Below are 20,313 nucleotides of genomic sequence, written 5' to 3'. Positions count from 1 at the left end.
TTGTGTCGCATGGTCGCGGCAAATGCAATGCGGAACGTGGCGGGCCGGTCTCGCGTTAGGCAAAGGAAACGCATTTAACCAGTTCAGAAAGGTAAACCCATGCAGGTTGTTGGATACGGCGCAAAAGACAGCACATCGGACCTCGCGCCAGTCCGGTTCGAACGTCAGGATCCGCGCGCCGGAGAGGTCGCGATCGAAATCATGTATTCGGGCGTCTGCCACTCGGATCTTCACCAATGTGCGGACGACTGGAACAACACCGTCTATCCTTGCGTCCCGGGCCACGAAATCGTCGGGCGCATCACGGCCACGGGCGAGGGGGTCAAGGGCCTGTCCGAGGGCGATATCGTCGGCGTCGGCTGCATGGTCAATTCGTGTCAGGAATGCGAGAGCTGCAAGCAGGGGGACGAGCAATATTGTTCGGGACCCAAAAGCTGCACGCTGACCTATAATGGCCCGAAAGTGCCGGACGGTACGAATACATACGGCGGCTACACCGATGCAATCGTCGTGCGGCAGGAATTCGTGGTCCGTATTCCCGACGCGCTGGATCCGGCTGCCGCCGCGCCGATCCTTTGTGCCGGCGTGACCACCTACAATCCGATGAAGCATTTCGGCCTGAAATCGGGCCAGCGACTGGCCGTCGCGGGGATCGGTGGTCTGGGCCACATGGCCGTCAAGATCGGCAAGGCGCTGGGCGCGCATGTCACCGCGCTGACCACCAGCCCGGAAAAGAGCGACGAGCTGCGCGGTATCGGGGCCGACGAGGTGATCGTGATGACCGACGACGACGCGCTTGAGGCTGCGGCGATGTCCTTTGACCTGCTGATCAACACCATTCCCTATCCGCACGACATCGCGCCCTATCTGGGGCTGATGAAACCGAACACCACTCTGGTGATGGTCGGCAACATGATGGGGGTCGAGGAATTCGTTCCCGGTCCTTTGGTGTTCCACCGGATCGCGCTGGCGGGCTCGCTCATCGGTGGCATCGCTGACACGCAGGAAGTGCTGGATTTCTGTGCAGAGCACGGGATCGAACCCGAGATCGAGCGGATCGCGATTGACGAGGTCAACAATGCCTTCGCGCGGATGAAGAACGAGGACGTTCGCTTCCGGCACGTGATCGACATCGAAACGCTGCGTGCCGAGCGTGATACGCTGCTGACCTCTGCCGATGTGATCGCTGATCCCGACCGCGGGGCGGTCGTCGGCGGATGACGCTGCTGCGGGCGGGGAATTCCCGCCCGCATTTCCCCTCTTTAAAAAGGCGGGTTGCAACCCGACATTCCCACCATGAACTATTTGCTTGCGATCCTGCTCCCGCCCCTGTCGATCCTGCTGACCGGTCATCCGATTCTGGGGATCGTCATTTTCTTCATCTGGATTCCCGCGCTCTTCTTCTCGGGCGGGCTGACCCATCCGATGTTCATCCTTCTGGCGTGGTTCCTGATCTTCTCCTCGCGCGAGCGTGCGGCGCGCCGCGAAGACTTGCGCTGACCCTTTCGACCTTCTAGGTACGCCCGGAACACAGTCCGGAGGCACGTCACATGGGTTTCAAGATGGGCATCGTTGGCCTGCCGAACGTCGGCAAGTCGACGCTTTTCAATGCGCTGACCCGCACCGCAGCGGCGCAGGCCGCGAATTTTCCCTTTTGCACCATCGAACCCAACGTGGGCGAGGTGGCCGTGCCCGACGCGCGGCTCGATACGCTGGCGTCCATCGCCAAGTCGAAATCCATCATCCCTACGCGCATGACCTTCGTGGATATCGCCGGTCTGGTAAAAGGCGCGTCCAAGGGCGAAGGGCTGGGGAACCAGTTTCTCGCCAACATTCGCGAGGTCGACGCCATCGCCCACGTCTTGCGGTGTTTCGAGGATGGTGACGTCACCCATGTCGAGGGACGTGTAGACCCCGTTGCGGATGCCGAAACCATCGAGACGGAACTGATGCTCGCCGATATCGAAAGCATCGAAAAGCGGCTCCAGAACATCACCCGGAAAGTGCGCGGCGGCGACAAGGAGGCGGTTCAGCAAGAGCGCCTGATGCGCATGGCGCTCGAGGCGCTGGAGGCCGGTCGCCCCGCGCGGACGGTAGACGTGGATGCCGAGGACGCCAAGGCATGGCGGATGCTGCAACTGCTGACCACGAAACCCGTGCTCTATGTCTGCAACGTGTCCGAAGCGGATGCCGCAGAGGGCAACGCCCTGTCCGCGCGCGTCGGCGAAATGGCCGCCGCCGAGGGCAACAGCCATGTCATTATCTCCGCCCAGATCGAGGAAGAGATCAGCCAGCTCGACCCAGAGGAAGCGGAGATGTTCCTCACCGAAATGGGGCTGGAGGAGGCTGGTCTCGACCGGTTGATCCGCGCGGGTTACGAACTGCTGCACCTTGAGACCTATTTCACCGTCGGCCCGAAAGAGGCGCGCGCCTGGACCATCAAATCGGGCACCAGCGCGCCCAAGGCCGCCGGGGTCATTCACGGTGATTTTGAAAAAGGCTTCATTCGCGCCGAAACGATCGCCTACGATGATTTCGTGGGCCTCGGCGGTGAAACGGCGGCAAAGGAAGCGGGCAAGATGCGTGCCGAAGGCAAGTCCTACATCGTCAAGGACGGCGACGTGCTGCACTTCCTCTTCAACACCTGAAGCCCATCACATCCAGCCAATAAAAAACCCGGCCAATGGCCGGGTTTTTTTGTTTTTGCTTAAAGCCTGTTAGCGGCTGTCGTTGCCGGGGCCGAACCCACCGTAGGGGTAGATTTCCTCGACGCTTGTGATGTCGCTGCGGCTCGAGAAGGTGGTGGAGACATCGGGCTCGTTGTCCGACGTATCAAGGCGCAGATCCGCCGCGCGTGTCGACAGATCTTCGGGCGCTTCACGCACCTCGTCAGAGTATTCCACTTCGGCGGTCTTCGACGTGTCGAGACGCAGGTCGTTGTAGCGTGTGGATTCGTCGGCGATCGCGACGGTACCGATCAGGGCCGCTGCTGCGGTTGCAATCATCAGTTTCATTGGTCTTCCTTTCAATTTCCCAGAGGCGCTGTTGCCCCTCGTTGTGTACCGGAAGAACGACCCGGGACCGCATTCGGTTGCGTCACAGGCGGTCACGTCGGTTGACGAAAATGTGAGTGGAATTAATGGCTTGAGATGGAACTTTCTCGCAGTTGGGCCGCTGGCGCGGGCAGGGCGCAAGCTCGCGCCGCGCGCGTGCGAGAGAGCGGAGCACTCCTGTCTGGATGCGTCTTCCCATCATTGCACGCGACGCGCCGCTGCCGGTCAAATGCTGTGAAAACAAAGCCAATAAACCCTTGCCCTCCCCAGAACCCCCCGCTAAACGGGTCGGCGGAGACGTGGCCGAGTGGTCGAAGGCGCTCCCCTGCTAAGGGAGTAGGCGAGGAATCGTCTCGAGGGTTCGAATCCCTTCGTCTCCGCCACATCTTCGCGTGGCCATGAAGTCCTTGAATTCATTTACGTTTGATTGGCTTCGATTTTTCATACCACACACGTTCACCACACCTTTGTCTGACAAGGGCAGGGCTGAGCGGGGAATACGGCTGGTTAAAGCTTGTCAGCAGCTTTCTAGTGACATCCGAGTGGTGTCACACGTTGCGGTTTGCGCTATGCGAGTAAGGCGGGAAGCTGACGTTCGCCGCGGTTGCATGCTGGTCGTGCCGTAGAGTTCGAAGCCGACGTTCAGATGCCTCAGAGACGGGAAAGTTGTCTGCATCGCCGCAGTGCCGCAGTGAGCCACATTTGCCGATCAAGCTTTTTTCACCAACTCCATTCGACTTCATATTTCCAACACAATCTCGTGTGTAGTAGGATCTACTTAGTTTCTGAAAAAAAGGATGATCTCTGGATCAATCAACCTAGCCAGAAAACAAGGAGCAGCACTATGGCCAAAACGTATACGTTCGAGGCGCTTGGATTGCTGCATGGCAGCATGGACGATAGCCTAAAGAACATTAACACTCTTGCAAGCCGAGTGTTTGGTGTTCCTATCTCTTTTGTCTCGGTCCTGGAAAAGCAAGACGGTCGGCAATACATCTCTACATATGTAGGGTCTTGTTTTGACGATCCCACCGTTCGCGACATCCCCATCGAAGAATCAATCTGTCAATATGTACAGGTAAGCCAGAAGACGGTCGCGATTCCAGATTTGCTCGAGGATGCTCGAACTCGGGAAAATGACTTCGTAATCCAAAATGGTTTGCGTTCCTATCTCGGCAGTCCAATTCATACAGTGTCCGGAAAGGTAATCGGTGCGGTATGCTGCATGTCTGACTCCCCGAGAGAATGGACCCAGCATGAAGTAGGTATCCTTGAAGATATGGCTCGTTGCGTTGACGATATCGTGAGGGCAAGGACCTCAGCCCTCGAGGAACACAAGGCGCGTGTCGATCTGCAAGAGATCATGGCAACCCGCAGTGGATACATTGCGCACGTCAGTCACGAAATCAGAACGCCGGTTACAGGTATTATCGGCGCGATCAAGCTTCTACAGGGTCTAAAATCTGTAGAACAATCGAAAAACTTGATTTCGATCCTTGACCGATCAGCGGACAAGCTATTGAAATTCGTCAACGATGTACTTGATCTGACGAAACTCGATGCTGGACACTTCGAAGTTGTAGAAGAAGAAACCGATATCGGGAAGCTTGCCAGTGATATCTTGAGCGAGTTCCAGAGCCTTGCAGATTCAAAATCCATAACTCTCAGTGTCAACAATCAACTCGCTGGCAACACGTATCTTGCAGACAAAGATGCGCTTCAAACCGTTATGCAAAATTTGGTTGGAAATGCCGTCAAATTTACGGATACCGGCTCCATCACAGTCAGCATTGGCGAAGATTCCTATGGTCAAGTTGCCATTAACGTCGTCGACACAGGCATTGGTATTGCGCCAGAGCATCATGAAAAAATCTTCAAGGAATTTCAACAGGCTGAACCCCATACGGCAAGAACTTACGGAGGAACAGGCCTCGGGATGCCCATCGTGAAACGTATGGTCGACCGGATGGAGGGTACAATCACTCTTAAAAGCGCACTGGGCCAAGGTTCGACATTCTCGGTCTTGGTTCCTTTGGAAATAGCGACCCAGCAGGACGCAGCGGCATAAGTTTAGGCTTCAACGGCCACTGTTAGTTGCTGTCAGAGCCTAACCATCGAAGATGCTGCGCCTTGGATGAATGGCCGGTTTGGCGCGGTTGCATTGCAGCGCACGGGCATGGAGCAAATGGCAGTTTTGGGCCGTTCCTGAACTTGGCTACTCTGTAGACACAAGGGGCGGGAAGCGGAAGTTCGCTGCGTTATGCATTGAGGTCCGCGCTGCGGGTACAGTGACATTCGGCACCGTTCCAAAACATAGTTTGACACGTTCACAATCAGCTAAGTTATCGCAGTCTTCGCACAGTGGGGCTTCGTGCCAGTTGCGGCATGCGGCGAGAACTATTCCGAGGCAGACAATCGTTGCCGATCCGGGGAGTCTCGAATGCCATAATCGCGCCTAACTCTCTTCATAAATTTCTGTTTGGTTCAGGAAAATCCAACTTCTACAAATAGAAAAATTTAGAGGCACGAGATGGACATGACTGCACAGGCAAAAGATATCGACATGATCGGAAGCAAGCGGCAGATCGAAGTTGCTCCGGCTCTCGTCAAAGCGGCTCGCCGGAGTGGAAAAAATCCGGTATCCATCTGGTTTGACTATCGAAAGTTGAGACGGGGACAGGGTAAACTCCGGTTCTACGAATACATGCTTTATGAACTCTATGACAGAAAGCGCTGGAGCGACGAGGAGCGGAACCGGTTTGTTTCAGCACATATCCACTGGCCGATCGTCAATGCCTGCAATGATACAAGTTGGTGGGCAGTCACAGAAGACAAATGGTTGTCCTCAAGCTTTTTGAGCCAACACGATCTGCCCGTTCCTGCAATCGCCGCTGTTTTCGACCAGGGGCCACGTAGCTTTCCTGATGTGCCGAAGTTGGAAACTGCGGAAGACCTCAAATCATTTTTTGATGCAGGACCAGCCTTTCCTTTTTTCGCTAAGCCGATGACGGGCATGTGGAGCGCCGGCGCCTTCCGCATAAATGGCTGTACCAGTTCCCATGTTCTAATTGAGGGTCAGGCCCCCGTCACTTTCAAGGAATTGGCAGAAAATTTCTTTAGTGATCAGAGCTACATTATCCAAAAGTGCCTGATCCCGCACAGCTTTTTTGATGGCCTCACAGATGCAATTGGCACCGTGCGATTGCTAAACCTCATCGGAAAGGATGGATTGAGTGTTCCCTTCGCGGCGCTGAAGATTCCGATGCAGAGCAACGTGGCCGATAACTTCTGGCGGCCTGGAAACCTGCTGTGTCATCTGGACCCTGAGACCGGAACGATCCTGACGATTGTAGACACGCAGGACGGGACCCGTGTTGAATATGACAGCCTGCCAAACTCTGCGCGCAAGCTGATCGGTGAACAACTTCCCATGTGGTCTGAACTTAAGGCGCTGAATGAAAAAGTTGCACTTCTCCATGGGGCAAACAAGTATGGCTCAACCGATATTGCATTGACCGAAGATGGACCAGTTGTGGTTGAGGTAAACAACAGTTGTGCCTTTGAGTTAATGCAAATGGCCACAGGAAAAGGATTGCTGAGCGACGAGATGCTCGCTTTCTTCCGCGAGTGCGGCGCCAAAATATAGAGCGGAAGACGCCGAACAACGAAACCATCGGATGCCAGGCCCCAGAATTGCTTCTGAGATAACTCAAGCAGACAGTTTTATTGAGCTACACTATAAACGCTGGGGGAATTTCGTTTTCGCGAGCGACATCGATGAAGACATGTGAAATTCACAGATGAAGGCACCTGAAATATCTGCAGCGTATAACTTTACGACCTGTGCGTTGGCGCTCAACTAATGCAATTTCTGCTCAACGGCAGCTTTGTTCTCTTTGCGGACCTCGGTTTTGCCAAAATGCTGCGCATCTGTTCCAAGCCTCGGGGATTTCGAGCTTTGCGTACCAGACGCGCCTTCTTTTTTCGATATACTTCGCCATTACCACACACGCTTGCGCCCCTAAGGCTCATGTTTTTAGGGGTTTCAAGGGCTTGATCATCATTGTCCGAGTGTCCCTTCGTCTCCGCCATTTTTCTTAAAACGCTGTTTTTGCGAGGCTTTGGCCCGCATCCGAACAGCCTAGTACGTGGTGCTTTACGTGCCGGCCGGCAATCTCTTTCCAGTACAGACAGGACCCGTTAGCGGCATCTGGCAGATGCACGCGCGAGGTGTTCTTCGTCCGGATTGATGAGTGGCGTGGCTGCCCGCGGGCGGGCGCAAGAGATGCTGGGGAACCGTTCTGAAAAATAGAATGAATTTCTCTGATATTTCTATTTTTCTATTTTCGGTCCACACTCTACCTCAGCGGCACATTGTGCATTCGAGCAGAGGAGGCGCCCGCCTTGGACTTTTTTCCGATCTCCCTTCTGGCCCCGGCAATCATGATTGCCGCCATGGCTTTTGCTTTCACCACGCCCGGGCGTCGTCCGGGCTCCGCGCCCAGGATGGCTGAATACGCGGCGTTCGCGGCCTTTGGTGTCGCCGTGTTGTCGGGCCTGGTGCTGCTCTTCGCCGGACCGGCGTCGGCCGCGCTTTTCGGTCTGACGCTCAGGCTCGACGCGGTAAGTGCGATCATGTTGCTGCTGGTGTCCTTTGTCGGCTGGATCGTGCTGCGCTATTCGGTCACCTACATGGACGGCGAAGACCGGCAGGGTGCGTTTACCGGATGGCTCTGTGCGACGCTGGCCTCGGTGATGCTCTTGGTGACGGCGGGCACGCTGTGGCTTTTCGTGCTGGCATGGTTCGCGACTGGAGCCTTCCTGCAACGGCTCCTGCTTTTCTATCCCGACCGGGTGCCGGCCCTGCGCGCGGCGCGCAAGAAGTGGATTTCGGCGCGGCTGGGCGATCTGGCTGTGGTGACGGCTGCGGTTCTCATGCAGCTCGGCTTTGGCACCGGCGACATCGCCGAAATCCTGCAAGCGGCGCGCGCGGGCGTTGTGCCGGATACGACGATCTGGGCGACCGTTTTCCTGGCCGTGGCAGCGCTGCTGAAATCCGCGCAATTCCCGATGCACGGGTGGCTGACCGAGGTGATGGAAACGCCGACGCCCGTGTCGGCACTGCTGCACGCGGGGGTGATCAACGCGGGCGGGTTCCTGTTGATCCGTTTCGCGGATGTCATGTTGCTGGCCCCCGGTGTGCTGGCGATCCTTGTGGCGATTGGCGGGTTCTCGGCGCTGTTCGGCGGTCTGGTCATGCTGACACAGCCCGCGGTCAAGACATCGCTTGCGTGGTCTACGGTCGCGCAGATGGGGTTCATGATCCTGCAATGCGGTCTTGCGCTTTTCCCGCTCGCGCTTTTGCACATCGTCGCGCACTCGCTCTACAAGGCGCATGCGTTTCTTGCGGCGGGGCAGGCGGTTGAAGGTGTCGCGGCGATCCGGCGGCCCGGACCGGTCGCGATCCCCAACGGGGCTGCGGTGCTCAAAGCCTTTGTCGCGGCGCTGGCGATCTACGGGTTTGTCGGGCTGGGCTTCGGGTTCGAGGGCAAGTCGCCGCAGGCCGTGGCGCTGGGCGCGATCCTGATCTTCGGTGTCGCCTATCTGCTTGCGCAAGGTCTGGCGGACCGGGCTCCCGCGGCTCTGACACGGCGCACGGCGCTGATGTCGGTGGCGGCGTCAGTGGCGTATTTTGCGCTCCAGCGCGGCTCCGAATGGCTGCTGTCGGGCACCTTGCCCGAGACGCCCGTGCCCGGACCGCTGGAGTGGGCGCTGATGGTGCTGGCCGTCATCAGCTTCGGCGCGGTCGCCGTGGCGCAGGCGATGTTTCCTTTGTGGGCCTATCACCCGGCGGCGGCGGGGCTGCGCGTCCATCTCTCGAACGGGCTTTATGCCAATGCGATCTTTGACCGCGTGCTCGGGGGCTGGACCCTGCGGCGGAAAATCTGAGACATGAAAGTGACTGACATGACACGCGAAAATGCACTTCCTTCCGCAGACCTGATGCATGCGGCCGATGCTGCGGGCCGGGCGATACCGCCGGTCTGGCCGCTGGCCTCCTCGGTCGCGGTGAACCCCTTCCTCGGCCAGACGGGCGAGACGCTTGCCACAACGGGTGCGCGTCTTGCACGGGTGGCGGGTGTCCCCGTGGCGATGCCGCGCGACTGGTATCAGGCGCGAATCGCCGATGGCCGGATCACGGACGACGATCTGGCCGCGGCACTTGCGGCGGCACCGGCAGGGGCGCGCCCCGTCGATCTGGATGCGCTGAAAAAGGCCGCGCAAACAGCGGTGCGCACGCCCAAACCTCTGCCCACGGTGGCCGACCTTGCCGCCGATGCCTCGCGGCTCGACTGGCCGGCTTTGATCGCGGAGCGGCTGGGGGCATGGTCTGCCTCCTATTTCGACGCGGGTCAGGCCCTGTGGGCCGCACCCCGCAGGCGGGGGCCCTGGAACGAGTGGCGCGCCGTCGCCTCGCACGATCTGACGCCCGAGATACAGGGGCTTCGCGGCTTCGCCGCACACGCTTTTGATGCGCCCGAGACAGCCGAAGGCGCCATCGCGCGGGCCGCCGCCAGGCTGGGGCTGAGCGAAGCGATGCTTGAGACCTATTTCCACCAGTTGCTGATGACGCTGGGCGGATGGGCGCAATTCGCGCGCTACCGGCTGTGGCAAGCCGAACTGGCGGGCGGCACCGATCCGATCATGGCCGAGATCCTTGCGATCCGGCTGACGTGGGAAGAGGCGCTTTTCATCCAGTACGAGGACGAAGTCGCCGATGAATGGGCCCGCACCTGTGCGGCGCACGCACAAGAGCTTACAGTCTCGCCCGACCTGATCGTGGACGAGATCCTGCAAGAAGCGGCAGAGCGGGCGGGCCAGCGCGATCTTGCTGCGCTCTTTGCATCCGAGGCGCCTGCCGCGCGCGCGCAGAGGCCCGCATTGCAGGCGGCCTTTTGTATCGATGTGCGGTCCGAAGTCTTCCGCCGCGCATTGGAAGCCGTCGATCCGGCGATCGAGACGATCGGTTTCGCGGGCTTTTTCGGTATCGGGACCAAGCATCGCGGGTTCGGCTCTGATGTCGACGAGTTGCGCTTGCCGGTCTTGCTGAACCCTTCGGTCAGCAGCCGGTCCGGTGGCGAAGAACAGGCGGACGAGGATCTGACCTACCGCTTTGCCGCGCGCGCCACCCGGGCGTGGGGCCGGTTCAAGATGGCGGCGGTGTCGTCATTCGCCTTTGTGGAGGCGATGGGCCCGATCTACGCGGGCAAGCTGGTGCGTGACGGTCTGGGGATGGAGCATGCGAGCCTGCCCGACGGTCCCGCGCCGCAGCTCGACCCGGCGCTCGATCTGGACGCGCGGATCACGGCTGCCGAGACGGTTCTGCGCGCGATGTCGCTGACCGAGAATTTCGCGCGCGTGGTGATGCTGGCGGGACACGGGGCGAATGTGACGAACAACCCCCACGCGTCGGCGCTGCACTGCGGGGCCTGTGGCGGATACTCCGGCGAGGTCAACGCGCGGATACTGGCGCAGGTTCTGAACGACAGGGAGGTGCGTGCCGCACTGCCATCACGGGGGATCACGGTGCCCGAGGACACGGTGTTTCTAGCCGCGCTGCACGATACCACGACCGATGCCGTGAAAATCTACGACAAGGATACGGATGCCTCCGCTCACCAGTCGGACCTGCGGCAGGTGAAATCGTGGCTGGAGGCCGCCGGTCAGGTCACGCGCGCAGAGCGCGCCCTGCGGCTGCCACGGGCGGAAGGTGGCGGCGATGTGGCCCAGCGTTCGCGCGATTGGGCCGAGGTGCGCCCCGAATGGGCGCTTGCGGGCTGCAAGGCGTTCATCGCGGCCCCGCGCTCGCGGACCGCAGGGCGCAGTCTGGAAGGCCGCGCGTTCCTGCACAATTACGACTGGCGGGCCGACAGCGGCTTTGGCGTGCTGGAACTGATCCTTACCGCACCGGTCGTCGTCGCAAGCTGGATCAGCCTGCAATACTACGGCTCGACCGTGGCGCCATCGGTTTTCGGTGGCGGGAACAAGCTATTGCACAACGTCACGGGCGGGATCGGCGTGATCGAAGGCAACGGCGGGCTGCTGCGTGCGGGTCTGCCATGGCAGTCGGTCCACGACGGAGAGGATTACGCCCACGAGCCGCTGCGCCTTTCGGTTTGCATCGAGGCGCCGCGCGAGGCGATGACAGACATCCTGCGCCGCCACGAAGGGGTGCGGGCGCTCTTCGACAACCGCTGGCTGCATCTTTTCGCGCTGGATGACGCAGGCCAGATGGCGTGGCGGTATACCGGAGGTCTGGAGTGGGAAGCCGTCGACACCGCCACGCCGAAAGCGGATGTGCCGCACCTCAAAGAGGTCGTCTGAACCGCGACCCAAAGGGGCCCCGGTGCCACGGCACCGCGGGCCCTTTTCGTGGTCTTCTAGCCCAGCTCGCGCCGCGCGACGGGCAGAAGGGTGTCTTCGATCAGCGCCATCAGGTCGCCGAAATACCCGCCACTGCGCGCCGGGCGCAGCGGGTCCGAGGTGATCGCGACCGTCAGGGCCAGATCCGGCACGACACAGATGATCTGCCCGCCGTAGCCGCGTGCAAGGGCATAGCGGTTGCCGCCCGCGCGGCCCAGAAACCAGCCGTATCCGTATTGGAGGCCGGAGAAAGGCGAGCGCGTGCGCGGCTCGAGCGAGGCATCGACCCAGTCGCGCGACAGCACCTGTGCGGCGTCCTCGACCCCGCCCAGCCGGTAGAGTTCGCCGAAACGGATCATGGCGGGCAGGCTCAGCGCCATTTCGTTGCCGCCCAGATACCGCCCCTGCGGGTCGCGGGTCCACGGCGGGATGTCGATGTCCAGCGGCGCGCCCAGACGCTGCCTTGCAAGGCTCAGCAGGCTCTGCCCCGAGACTTCGGACAGGACCGCCCCTAGAATATGGAAGGACCCCGTCGAATAGAGCATCCTGCCCCCCGGATCAGCGACGAACGGGCGCGACAGCGCGTTGGCGACCCAGTTGCCGCTGCTGACCCATTCGCCGTAGTTCGCGCCCGAGGTACGCTCCAGACCGGCCTGCATGGTCACGAGGTTTTCGACTGTGATGTCCGCAACACGCGGGTCCGAGCCCTCGGGGATCAGCCCCGGCGCCAGATCGCCAAGGCGGGCTGAGAGGGTAGGGATTTCGCCGCGATCCAGCGCCGCCCCCGTCAGGGCAGCCACGATGGTTTTCGATACCGATTTCACGGGCACCGACCGGCCCAACGCGGGGCCTTTGAAAACCCGTGACAGCACCTCTTGCCCGTCCTGATGGATCAGGATCGCGTGGCATTGATCGTATCCCGACGCCTGGCTGGCGACAGCGTCCCAGGAGGTTTGCTGCGCTCTGGCAGGCACGGCCGCACAGGCGGCTGCGGAGACGATGAAATGTCGGCGGCTGAATACTGGCATGCGGGCTTTCTGCTTGATCATGCCCAAGAGATAGGCCCGAGCGCCCGGCGGAAAAGCCCTCGCGGGCTCAGCCGTTGAAATTCAGCTTCAGCCCCGGCGTGGGCCAGCGCATGTGATACAGGCACCCCGTCCCGGACGCGGTGATCCAGGCGTCACGCATATCGTCGCCGCCAAAGCATATGTTGGTGATGTAGGGATCGCCCGGCACTTCGACAAAGCTGACCTCGCCCCCCTCCGGCGGCACCACGCTGATGCCGCCGCGCATCAATGTGGCGACACAGATATGGCCGTCTTCCTGCACCGCGAGGCTGTCGAGCAACTGGTAGTTGGGCAATGTCGTCACCAACCGGCCCGGCATGTCGAACCGCACCGGCGCGATCTCTCCGGGGCGGATGATGTCAAAGCTCCAGACCCGCGACGTGCGGGTCTCCGCGACATAGACAGACCGGCCGTCCGGCGACAGACCGATCCCGTTGGGCGTGATCATCGGTGCATGGACGCGCCGGATGCTGCTGCCGTCGGTCTTGGCGTAGTAGAACGCGCCGTGGTGCATGTATTCGGGATTGGATTTGCCCAAATCGGTGAAATAGAAACCGCCTTCGGTGTCGAAAACGATATCGTTCGGTCCGCGCAGGGGCTGTCCGTCGCAGCTGTCATAGATCGTCTCGAAGATGCCGGTGTCGGGATCGACCCGCTGGATGGACCCGCTAATGTAATCTTCGGGCGTGCCGATGGGGCGGCGGATCGGTTCGCCCTTGGTCCAGACGAAACCGCCGTTGTTGCAGACATAGATCATCCCGTCAGGGCCGACTGCGGCCCCGTTCGGACCGCCGCCAAGCTCGGCCACGACGTCGATCCGACCGTCGGGATGCACGCGCGACAGCGTCCCACGCCGGATCTCGACCAGAATGACAGTCCCGTCCGCCATCGCGATGGGCCCCTCGGGGAAATCCAGACCGTCGCAAATCTTTTTCAGTTCCATCCCGTTTCCTCCCGAAACATTTGTGTTTGCACGCATTAAGGGCGACCGCCGCGCACATGGCAACAGCCACCGGCATCCCGCCGGCACGCAATTGGGTGGACGCCCCGCGAATTCTATGAGTTTCTTGGCCAGGACATCGCAGACAGATCGGGAGGACGACATGGGAGCGCTGACAGGAAAAACGGCTTGGGTTACGGGGGCCGGTGGCGGTATCGGCGAAGCATCGGCCAAGGCGCTCGCCGCCAGTGGCGCGCTTGTGGTGCTGTCGGGACGCCGGCAGGAAGAGCTCGACCGGGTCGCGGCCGAGATCGCCGAGGCGGGCGGCAAGGCCGAAACCGCGCAGCTCGACGTGGTGGACGCCGAGGCGACGCAGGCGATTGCCGACGATCTGCTGGCCCGCCACGGGGGCGTCGATATCTTCATGGCAAACGCGGGCATCAACGTGCCGAACCGCGCGGTGGGCAAGATTACGGCCCCCGATTTCGCCAAGGTGGTGGACATCAACCTCAACGGGGTGATGAACGGCATCCTCGCGGTGCTTCCCCAGATGCGCGACAAGGGCGAGGGGACGCTGATCCTGACATCCTCCTGGGCCGGGCGGCACCCCTCGCGTCTGACAGGCCCGGCCTATAGCGCGTCGAAACACGCGGTGGTGGCGCTCAGCCATTCGATCAACCAGGACGAAGGCGTGAACGGTATCCGCTGCACGGCGCTGATGCCCGGAGAGGTCGCGACACCGATCATGAAATCGCGCCCCAAGCCTCCCTCTGCGGAAGATATGGCCAAGATGCTCAAGGCAGAGGATCTGGGTGCCATGGTCCGCTACATCGCCGAGGCCCCTCCGCATGTCTGTGTGAACGAGGTTCTCATCAGCCCGACGTGGAACCGCAGTTTCGTCGGCGTGGCGGAACTGGGCGGGATGAAGCTCTGACCGCGCAGGCGGGGGCAGGGGAGATGACGCAACCCACCGTCGCCGATTTCGACACCTGTGTGCCCCGCGCCGAGCTTGAGGCGCGGGCCGCGCGAGGTGCGCAGGCGCTGGTCGCGGCGGGGGCCGGTGCGGATGTGCCCGTGGCGCTGATCCTGCGCAACGATCTGGCTCAGCTCGAGATCATGCGCGCGGCGGCGCAGGCGGGCACCGTGATCGTGGCGCTGAACTGGCATGGCGCGGCAGACGAGGTTGCCGCGATCTGCGAGGACAGCGGCGCGCGCCACGTCATCATCCACCGCGACCTGATCGCGGATCTGCGCCCGGCGCTGGAAGGGCGGCAGGTGATCGCGGTCACACCGGGCAAGGCACTTTGCACCGCTTACGGAATAGATGCGGCGGCTGCCGGTGCCTGTCCCGAGTATCCCGAATGGCACGATCTGGTGGAGGCGACGTCGCCCATTGCCGCGCGCGAGATGATGCGCCCGCTGATGCGCTATACCTCCGGATCGACGGGTATGCCGAAAGGGGTGCGCCGCACCGCCACCGGCCCGCGCCGCGATTTCGAGGCGGTGCTGGCCCGCGTCGGACACGAGATGATGCGGCTGAAAAGCGGATCACGGTTTTTCACGGCAGCACCGATCTATCACTCGGCTCCCTCCACGCTCACCAGCGCGGCGCTTGTGTCGGAGGGCGTGTCGGTAATCGTCGCTCCCAAATTCGAGCCCGAAGCCTTTCTTGCCACCATCGAGGCGGAGCGGATCACCCATATCTATCTTGTCCCCACGATGATGAGCCGGATGCTCAAGCTGCCGGAAGAGGTCAGGGCCCGCTACGATCTGTCGTCGGTCGAATTCTGCGTCTCGACCGGATCGCCATGGCCCCACGACCTGAAGGTCGCGATGATCGACTGGTGGGGGCCGGTGTTCTGGGAAAGCTATGGCGCAAGCGAGATCGGCTTCATGACCATGGTGTCATCGCAGGAGGCGCTGGCACGCCCCGGAACTGCGGGCCGAATGCAGATGGGCGGCACCATCATGATTCTGGACGAGGCCGGCACCCCGCTGCCCCCCGGCGAGGTGGGCGAGATCTACGCGCGCATGGATGTGTTCGGCGGGTTTGACTATTCCAACGACCCCGAAAGCCGCCGGAACGCGGAGAAGCACGGCCATTTCTCGGTCGGCGATCTGGGCTGGCTTGATGCGGAGGGCTATCTTTTCATCACGGACCGCAAGAAAGACATGATCATCTCGGGCGGTGCCAACATCTTCCCGGCCGAGATCGAGGCGGTGCTGATGCGCGCGTCTTTCATCCGCGATGTGGCTGTCTTTGGCGCGCCCGATCCGGAATTCGGCGAACGTATCGTCGCGGCGGTGGAGCCTGCCGATGGCTGGAAGCCCGATGCGCAGGAGGTGATGGCGTTCCTCGAAGGCAAGCTGGCGCGGTTCAAGATGCCGCGCACCATCGACTTTCACGATCGGTTGCCGCGCGAGGACAGTGGCAAGATCTTCAAACCCCGTCTGCGCGCGCCCTATTGGGAAGGGGTGGACCGCCGGATCTGAGCAGGTCGCTACTCGTAGCCTGTCATCTCGAGGTATCCGCGGCCCGCGTGCGAGCCGCTGACGCTGACCGGTCCCTCCCAGTAGGGGACCGAAACATCCATGAAGGCGCGCGGGTTCACCGCGTCAACCGTCACGTCCAGCGCACGGTCGGGCACCGTCACCCGCCAGCGCGTCGGCACGGTGCGCCCTGCCACATCGGTCTCGGCCAGCGGCTCTGCGGTGAACGCGCCGTCGGGCAGGGCACTCGTGCTGCCATCGGCGGCGATCCATGTGCCCGAAGTAAAGGACCCGCCCGCCGCCTCGCGCAGCCGGAAGCCCATCAGTTTCTCGCCCCCGTCGAAGGACAGCGAAAACCAGTCCCACCCGGTCTGGTTTGCGGCCAGCGGCTGCGAGGACCACTCGCGGTCAAGCCATGCAGTGCCGGTCACGGCGATCTCTCCGCCGGGCAGGGTGAGCGTGCCTTCGAGGTCGAAGAACGGCTGCGAATAGTAATAGCTGGCCTGTCCCTGCGCGGACTTGACCGAATATCCCCCGTCGCCGTGGAAAACCAGCGGGCCTTGCGCGGAAAGCGCGACATCGTAGGCAAAGACATCGCCCGCCGCACGCAGGCGCAGGTTGTCGAAACTCGGTCCGCTCATCTGCCATTCGTCGATCCACGCCTCGAAGGGCTCGGCGCGCACGCCCGCCTGTCCGATGCCACCACGGGCAAATCGTTCGGCGGCAAAGTGGTCGTCGGGCGTGGTGACAGCGGCATGGCCTAACCAGACCTGCGGGCTGTCCCAGCCGTCGGTCGCGACGGGCGCGATGGCGGATCGGAACAGCGTCCACTGAAGCCCGTAGGCGGTGCCGTCGGGACCGGTCATATTCGCGGTCAGGTACCACCATTCGATCCGGTAGTCGGGATGCGGGCCGTGATCGGCCGGAAACGCAAAGGAGGGATCGGGGGCGGGGATGGCAAATCCGTCCGCATCACTGCCCAATCCGGCGAACCCCTGTGCCACAGCGGTGCCGCTGCACACCACGAGGGCCAGCACCGCCGCGAGGAGCGGTCGCAGACCAGCGAGGAGCCTTCGTGCGGGATCAGCGTTCATTGGCAAAGACCTTCAACAAATCCGAGGGTGGGGTGCGGGCCATGCGCCGTGCGGGCAAAGCGGCGGCGAGCAGTGCCGCGACAAGTGCAAAGCCCGCGAGCTTGAGGTAGTCGGAGGGAAACAGGAACATCGGCAACCGCCAGCCGAAGGCTTCGACATTGACGATGGCCAGCAGCACCCACGCCAGCGCCAGCCCGAGGGGCAGGGCGCAGAGTGTTGTCAGCACCGCCAGAACCACCGCCCTGACCAGTTCCAGCCGCCCGAGCGTCCGCCGTGTCAGACCCAGCGCCCAGGCAGGGGCCAGCTGCGGCACCCGCAGGGCGGCAAGTGTCAGAAGGCTCATGAATATCGCAAACCCCGCGACCGCCAGCGTCAGCACGTTCAGCGCGCCGGTAGCGGTGAAGGTACGCTCGAACACGTCGAGCGAGAAGGCCTTGATCTGTGCCTGATCGGTGATCGCGGAGGCCGGAAGGCCGAGGTCCGCCGTCAGCGCGGCGCGCAGGTCTTCGGGCGTGTCCGTGCGCAGCCCGAACCGCAGGGCCGTCACCTCGGGGCGCAGGCTGCGGAACAGGTCTTCGCCCACGATCGCCTGACCGATGGGATTGCCGTAATCGCCGAAAACACCCGCAATCGGCAAGACCGTGCCGCCCCCCAGGGCCAACGTGTCCCCCACCCACAGACCTGCCCGCCGGGCGAGCTGCTCGTTCACCAGAACCGCCTGTCCCTGCGCCACGCGCGACCAGACATCGGGCGCCTTCGCCAGAAGCGCCCAGTTCTCGCGGTACGTGGCCCCGATCCGCGCGCCATAAAGCTCGGCCGGCATCCCGGCCAGTTCCGTATCCGCTGACAGCAGCGGCAATACCTCGCGGGTGCGCGGCGCGACAAAGGCTTGCAGGGCCTGTGCCTCGGCGGCGTCCGTGGTGTTGACATAAAGCTCGGATGCCAGCCGCTGATCGAGAAATCCCACGAAAGTCAGACGGAAACTGGACACCATCGTCGAAACACCGACATTCGCCGCCATCGCGAGCAGCAGCGCCATCAACGCAAGGCTGAGGCCCGGCACCTGCTGGCGCGTATCGGCCCAGAACCACTGCGCCACGACCCCCTTTGCAGGGCGCGCCGCCGCGGCCAGAAGCGCGTCAAGGACAGGCGGCAGGGCAAGGGCCGCGCCGATCAGCAGACAGGCGAGCAGGCCAAATCCCATCAGCAGCCCCTCGCCGAAGGCTGCAAGGACCGCAGCGCCGAGCAGCAGGAGTGCCGCTGCCGCGATCTGCATGCGCCGTGCGCCGCCACGGGCCACCGCCCAGGCACGCGGACGCGCACTCGCCAGCAGCGGCATGCGCGCAATCCCCAAAAGCGCGCCAGCCGACGCCGCCGCAGTCCCGAGCACGGCGATTGCCAGCCCCGACAGCCACCACGCGGGCCGCAGTTGCAAGGTGCCCGACACCCGCGCGCCGTAAAGCCCTTCGAGCGTTGCGGCCACGTCGGGCAGAAGCGTTGCGGCGATGACATAGCCCAGCAACACTCCGACCGTTCCGCCCGCGACCGCCAGAACCAGCAGTTCGGTCGCCATCAGCAGGATCAGGCGCCGTAGCGGCATCCCGAGCGCGCGCAGCGTCCGCACCATGCCGCGCCTTTGTTCAAAGGCCAGGCCGATCGCGCCGTGCACGATGAAGATCCCGACCGCGAAGCTCAGCAAGCCGAAGGCCGTCAGGTTGAGGTGGAAGCTGTCGGTCAGACGGCCCACATCGCTGCCCCCCTGTGCGGGGCGCAGGACCAGCTCCGGCGCGACTTGCGACAGCGCGGGACGTCCCAGCGGCTGGTTCGGCGCGACGATCAGCCGGCTGAGCGTATCGGGCATTTCCAGCAGCCGCTGGGCGACGAAGATGTCGGTGATCGCGGTGTCGGGGGCAATATCGGGCACGACCTTCAGAGGCGCGTCCAGCAGCCCCTCCAGCTTTGCGGCGGTTTCGGCATTCGCAAAAACCGGTCGGCTGTCCAGAAAATCCGCCAGATCGACATCGTCGCCCCCGCCTACGGGGCCCAGACCGCCGGGCGCGGTCAGCGGGTCCAGCCCGACGAGGCGGATGCGCGCACCGGGCGGGCCGACCTGTCCTTCGGTCACGGGCCCCACCAGCCATCCCGAACGGCGCAAGGAAATGAACGTCGATTGTGGAATGGACCCGCCATCCGCCGCCAGAAGCTGGTCGAACTGCCCCTCGCCGAGGGTGGCGGCAGCCGCATCGTAGCTTGCGCGCGCTTCGGTGTTGACCGCTTGCACGCCCGACCACAGGGCAGTCGCCAGCGCCAGCCCCGCGATCAGCGTGAACAATTGCAGCGGATTGCGCCGCCAGTGCGACCAGAGCGCGCCGAGCGCCGCCGCCGTCACGCCAGACGCCCCGCCACCAGACGCAGCTGGCGGCCCATCCGCGTGGCGAGGTTTTCCGAATGGGTCACCATCAGCAGCGCCGCACCGGTCTGTTCAACCAGTGCGAGCATCTGGTTCATCACATCCTCCGCCGTGCCGGCATCCAGATTGCCTGTCGGCTCGTCCGCAAGGATCACCCGCGGGCGCGATGCCAGCGCGCGGGCGATGGCGACCCGCTGCTGTTGGCCGCCCGACAACTGCTCGGGGTATTTCGACAGATGGTCGGACAGCCCCAGCGTTTTCGCCAGATCCCTTGCGCCATCCGGATCGTAGCGCCCCGCGAGCCGCGCCTGAAAGGCGATGTTCGCGGCCACGTCCAGCGACGGGATCAGGTTGAACTGCTGGAAGACGAAACCGACGGTTTCGCGGCGCAGGCGGGCACGGTCGGCATCGTTCATCGCGGTCAGGTCGGCCCCGCCGATGGTGATCCGGCCCGCGTCCGCGGTATCGAGACCGCCGATCAGGTGCATCAGCGTGCTTTTGCCCGACCCGCTCTCGCCCGTGAGCGCGAGCGTCTCTCCGGCCGACAGCGCAAGGCTCACGCCGCGCAGCACCGGCACGGGGCCATCGACGCCCGGAAAGGACTTGTGCAGATCGTGCACCTCGACAAGGGCAGGGGGGCGGGCATCGGATTGGGCACTCATAGGGCTGACCTATCGCACGCGCCCGCGAAAGCCAGCGCAATTCCGCACCGCGCCCGATTGGTCGCACCCGACTGGCAATGCGCCCGCCCGCCGCTAGCTTGGCCTGCATGAGAAATCGACTGTCGGCCTTGGCGTCATGGGCCATTGCAATCACTGTTTTGTCGGCGGGCGCG

At 62.6% G+C, this 20,313-nt stretch carries 15 protein-coding genes and 1 tRNA gene; 10 read left to right on the top strand and 6 right to left on the bottom strand.

The genetic code is table 11. From position 1 onward, the window contains the following. The first annotated feature begins 99 nt into the window (after window positions 1-99). The 3 genes from ABMC89_RS07440 (at window position 100) to ychF (ending at window position 2,648) form a co-directional block, all read left to right on the top strand. The gene (locus tag ABMC89_RS07440; RefSeq protein WP_349566738.1) at window positions 100-1,221 is read left to right on the top strand and encodes an NAD(P)-dependent alcohol dehydrogenase; all 1,122 of its coding nucleotides are present in this window, start codon (window positions 100-102) and stop codon (window positions 1,219-1,221) included. Between the two features lie 75 nt (window positions 1,222-1,296). Then, window positions 1,297-1,500 carry a hypothetical protein gene (locus tag ABMC89_RS07435; protein ID WP_349566736.1) on the top strand — a complete coding sequence of 68 codons (204 nt, stop codon included), beginning with the start codon at window positions 1,297-1,299 and terminating at the stop codon, window positions 1,498-1,500. Window positions 1,501-1,550: 50 nt separating this feature from the next. Continuing rightward, complete coding sequence (ychF, locus tag ABMC89_RS07430) at window positions 1,551-2,648, top strand: redox-regulated ATPase YchF (RefSeq protein ID WP_349566734.1); 1,098 nt, start codon at window positions 1,551-1,553, stop codon at window positions 2,646-2,648. Window positions 2,649-2,717: 69 nt separating this feature from the next. Here ychF and ABMC89_RS07425 read toward each other — a convergent pair whose 3' ends face one another. Next, window positions 2,718-3,014 (bottom strand): hypothetical protein, encoded by a 297-nt coding sequence (locus tag ABMC89_RS07425; protein WP_349566732.1) that lies wholly within the window; start codon window positions 3,012-3,014, stop codon window positions 2,718-2,720. A gap of 332 nt (window positions 3,015-3,346) precedes the next feature. On the opposite strand from ABMC89_RS07425, the gene ABMC89_RS07420 reads away from it, so the two are divergent. The 5 genes from ABMC89_RS07420 (at window position 3,347) to ABMC89_RS07400 (ending at window position 11,438) form a co-directional block, all read left to right on the top strand. Continuing rightward, window positions 3,347-3,436, top strand: a tRNA-Ser gene (locus ABMC89_RS07420). A 461-nt stretch (window positions 3,437-3,897) separates the two neighbouring features. After that, entirely contained in the window at window positions 3,898-5,121 is a 1,224-nt protein-coding gene (locus ABMC89_RS07415) for a GAF domain-containing sensor histidine kinase (RefSeq protein ID WP_349566730.1), read from the top strand. A gap of 468 nt (window positions 5,122-5,589) precedes the next feature. Next, window positions 5,590-6,699, top strand: a complete 1,110-nt coding sequence (locus tag ABMC89_RS07410; RefSeq protein WP_349566728.1) for a sugar-transfer associated ATP-grasp domain-containing protein — start codon at window positions 5,590-5,592, stop codon at window positions 6,697-6,699. A gap of 797 nt (window positions 6,700-7,496) precedes the next feature. Further along, entirely contained in the window at window positions 7,497-9,002 is a 1,506-nt protein-coding gene (locus ABMC89_RS07405) for a proton-conducting transporter transmembrane domain-containing protein (protein ID WP_439655657.1), read from the top strand. A gap of 18 nt (window positions 9,003-9,020) precedes the next feature. After that, window positions 9,021-11,438, top strand: coding sequence for a YbcC family protein (locus ABMC89_RS07400; RefSeq protein ID WP_349566725.1), 2,418 nt, complete (start codon window positions 9,021-9,023; stop codon window positions 11,436-11,438). A 56-nt stretch (window positions 11,439-11,494) separates the two neighbouring features. Here ABMC89_RS07400 and ABMC89_RS07395 read toward each other — a convergent pair whose 3' ends face one another. Together ABMC89_RS07395 and ABMC89_RS07390 are read right to left on the bottom strand one after the other, a co-directional pair. Continuing rightward, window positions 11,495-12,505 carry a serine hydrolase domain-containing protein gene (locus ABMC89_RS07395; protein ID WP_349566723.1) on the bottom strand — a complete coding sequence of 337 codons (1,011 nt, stop codon included), beginning with the start codon at window positions 12,503-12,505 and terminating at the stop codon, window positions 11,495-11,497. A gap of 67 nt (window positions 12,506-12,572) precedes the next feature. Beyond that, window positions 12,573-13,487, bottom strand: a complete 915-nt coding sequence (locus ABMC89_RS07390; RefSeq protein ID WP_349566721.1) for an SMP-30/gluconolactonase/LRE family protein — start codon at window positions 13,485-13,487, stop codon at window positions 12,573-12,575. A gap of 160 nt (window positions 13,488-13,647) precedes the next feature. Between ABMC89_RS07390 and ABMC89_RS07385 the strand changes: the two genes are divergently transcribed. Further along, window positions 13,648-14,418, top strand: coding sequence for an SDR family oxidoreductase (locus tag ABMC89_RS07385; protein ID WP_349566719.1), 771 nt, complete (start codon window positions 13,648-13,650; stop codon window positions 14,416-14,418). A gap of 23 nt (window positions 14,419-14,441) precedes the next feature. After that, window positions 14,442-15,977 (top strand): AMP-binding protein, encoded by a 1,536-nt coding sequence (locus ABMC89_RS07380; protein ID WP_349566716.1) that lies wholly within the window; start codon window positions 14,442-14,444, stop codon window positions 15,975-15,977. 8 nt (window positions 15,978-15,985) lie between these two features. On the opposite strand, the gene ABMC89_RS07375 is transcribed toward ABMC89_RS07380, so the two are convergent. The 3 genes from ABMC89_RS07375 to ABMC89_RS07365 are packed head-to-tail and all read right to left on the bottom strand — an operon-like array spanning window position 15,986 to window position 20,140. Beyond that, window positions 15,986-17,068, bottom strand: coding sequence for a lipocalin-like domain-containing protein (locus ABMC89_RS07375; protein WP_349566714.1), 1,083 nt, complete (start codon window positions 17,066-17,068; stop codon window positions 15,986-15,988). After that, window positions 17,058-19,457, bottom strand: a complete 2,400-nt coding sequence (locus ABMC89_RS07370) for an ABC transporter permease (RefSeq protein WP_349566712.1) — start codon at window positions 19,455-19,457, stop codon at window positions 17,058-17,060. Before ABMC89_RS07370 ends, ABMC89_RS07375 begins: the two co-directional genes overlap by 11 nt. Further along, the gene (locus ABMC89_RS07365; RefSeq protein ID WP_349566710.1) at window positions 19,454-20,140 is read right to left on the bottom strand and encodes an ABC transporter ATP-binding protein; all 687 of its coding nucleotides are present in this window, start codon (window positions 20,138-20,140) and stop codon (window positions 19,454-19,456) included. The genes ABMC89_RS07370 and ABMC89_RS07365 overlap by 4 nt, the downstream gene beginning before the upstream one ends. Window positions 20,141-20,313 lie beyond the last annotated feature (173 nt).

The sequence above is a fragment of the Sulfitobacter sp. HNIBRBA3233 genome (assembly GCF_040149665.1).
Taxonomy (GTDB): Bacteria; Pseudomonadota; Alphaproteobacteria; order Rhodobacterales; family Rhodobacteraceae; genus Sulfitobacter; species Sulfitobacter marinivivus.
This window is presented reverse-complemented; position numbering and strand designations above follow the sequence as displayed.

What these genes read in the sequence shown, in the direction of transcription:
- ABMC89_RS07440 (WP_349566738.1), top strand. Translation starts at nt 100, where the DNA reads ATGCAGGTTGTTGGATACGGCGCAAAAGACAGCACATCGGACCTCGCG.
- ABMC89_RS07435 (WP_349566736.1), top strand. Translation starts at nt 1,297, where the DNA reads ATGAACTATTTGCTTGCGATCCTGCTCCCGCCCCTGTCGATCCTGCTG.
- ychF (WP_349566734.1), top strand. Translation starts at nt 1,551, where the DNA reads ATGGGTTTCAAGATGGGCATCGTTGGCCTGCCGAACGTCGGCAAGTCG.
- ABMC89_RS07425 (WP_349566732.1), bottom strand. Translation starts at nt 3,014, where the DNA reads ATGAAACTGATGATTGCAACCGCAGCAGCGGCCCTGATCGGTACCGTC.
- ABMC89_RS07415 (WP_349566730.1), top strand. Translation starts at nt 3,898, where the DNA reads ATGGCCAAAACGTATACGTTCGAGGCGCTTGGATTGCTGCATGGCAGC.
- ABMC89_RS07410 (WP_349566728.1), top strand. Translation starts at nt 5,590, where the DNA reads ATGACTGCACAGGCAAAAGATATCGACATGATCGGAAGCAAGCGGCAG.
- ABMC89_RS07405 (WP_439655657.1), top strand. Translation starts at nt 7,497, where the DNA reads ATGATTGCCGCCATGGCTTTTGCTTTCACCACGCCCGGGCGTCGTCCG.
- ABMC89_RS07400 (WP_349566725.1), top strand. Translation starts at nt 9,021, where the DNA reads ATGACACGCGAAAATGCACTTCCTTCCGCAGACCTGATGCATGCGGCC.
- ABMC89_RS07395 (WP_349566723.1), bottom strand. Translation starts at nt 12,505, where the DNA reads ATGCCAGTATTCAGCCGCCGACATTTCATCGTCTCCGCAGCCGCCTGT.
- ABMC89_RS07390 (WP_349566721.1), bottom strand. Translation starts at nt 13,487, where the DNA reads ATGGAACTGAAAAAGATTTGCGACGGTCTGGATTTCCCCGAGGGGCCC.
- ABMC89_RS07385 (WP_349566719.1), top strand. Translation starts at nt 13,648, where the DNA reads ATGGGAGCGCTGACAGGAAAAACGGCTTGGGTTACGGGGGCCGGTGGC.
- ABMC89_RS07380 (WP_349566716.1), top strand. Translation starts at nt 14,442, where the DNA reads ATGACGCAACCCACCGTCGCCGATTTCGACACCTGTGTGCCCCGCGCC.
- ABMC89_RS07375 (WP_349566714.1), bottom strand. Translation starts at nt 17,068, where the DNA reads ATGAACGCTGATCCCGCACGAAGGCTCCTCGCTGGTCTGCGACCGCTC.
- ABMC89_RS07365 (WP_349566710.1), bottom strand. Translation starts at nt 20,140, where the DNA reads ATGAGTGCCCAATCCGATGCCCGCCCCCCTGCCCTTGTCGAGGTGCAC.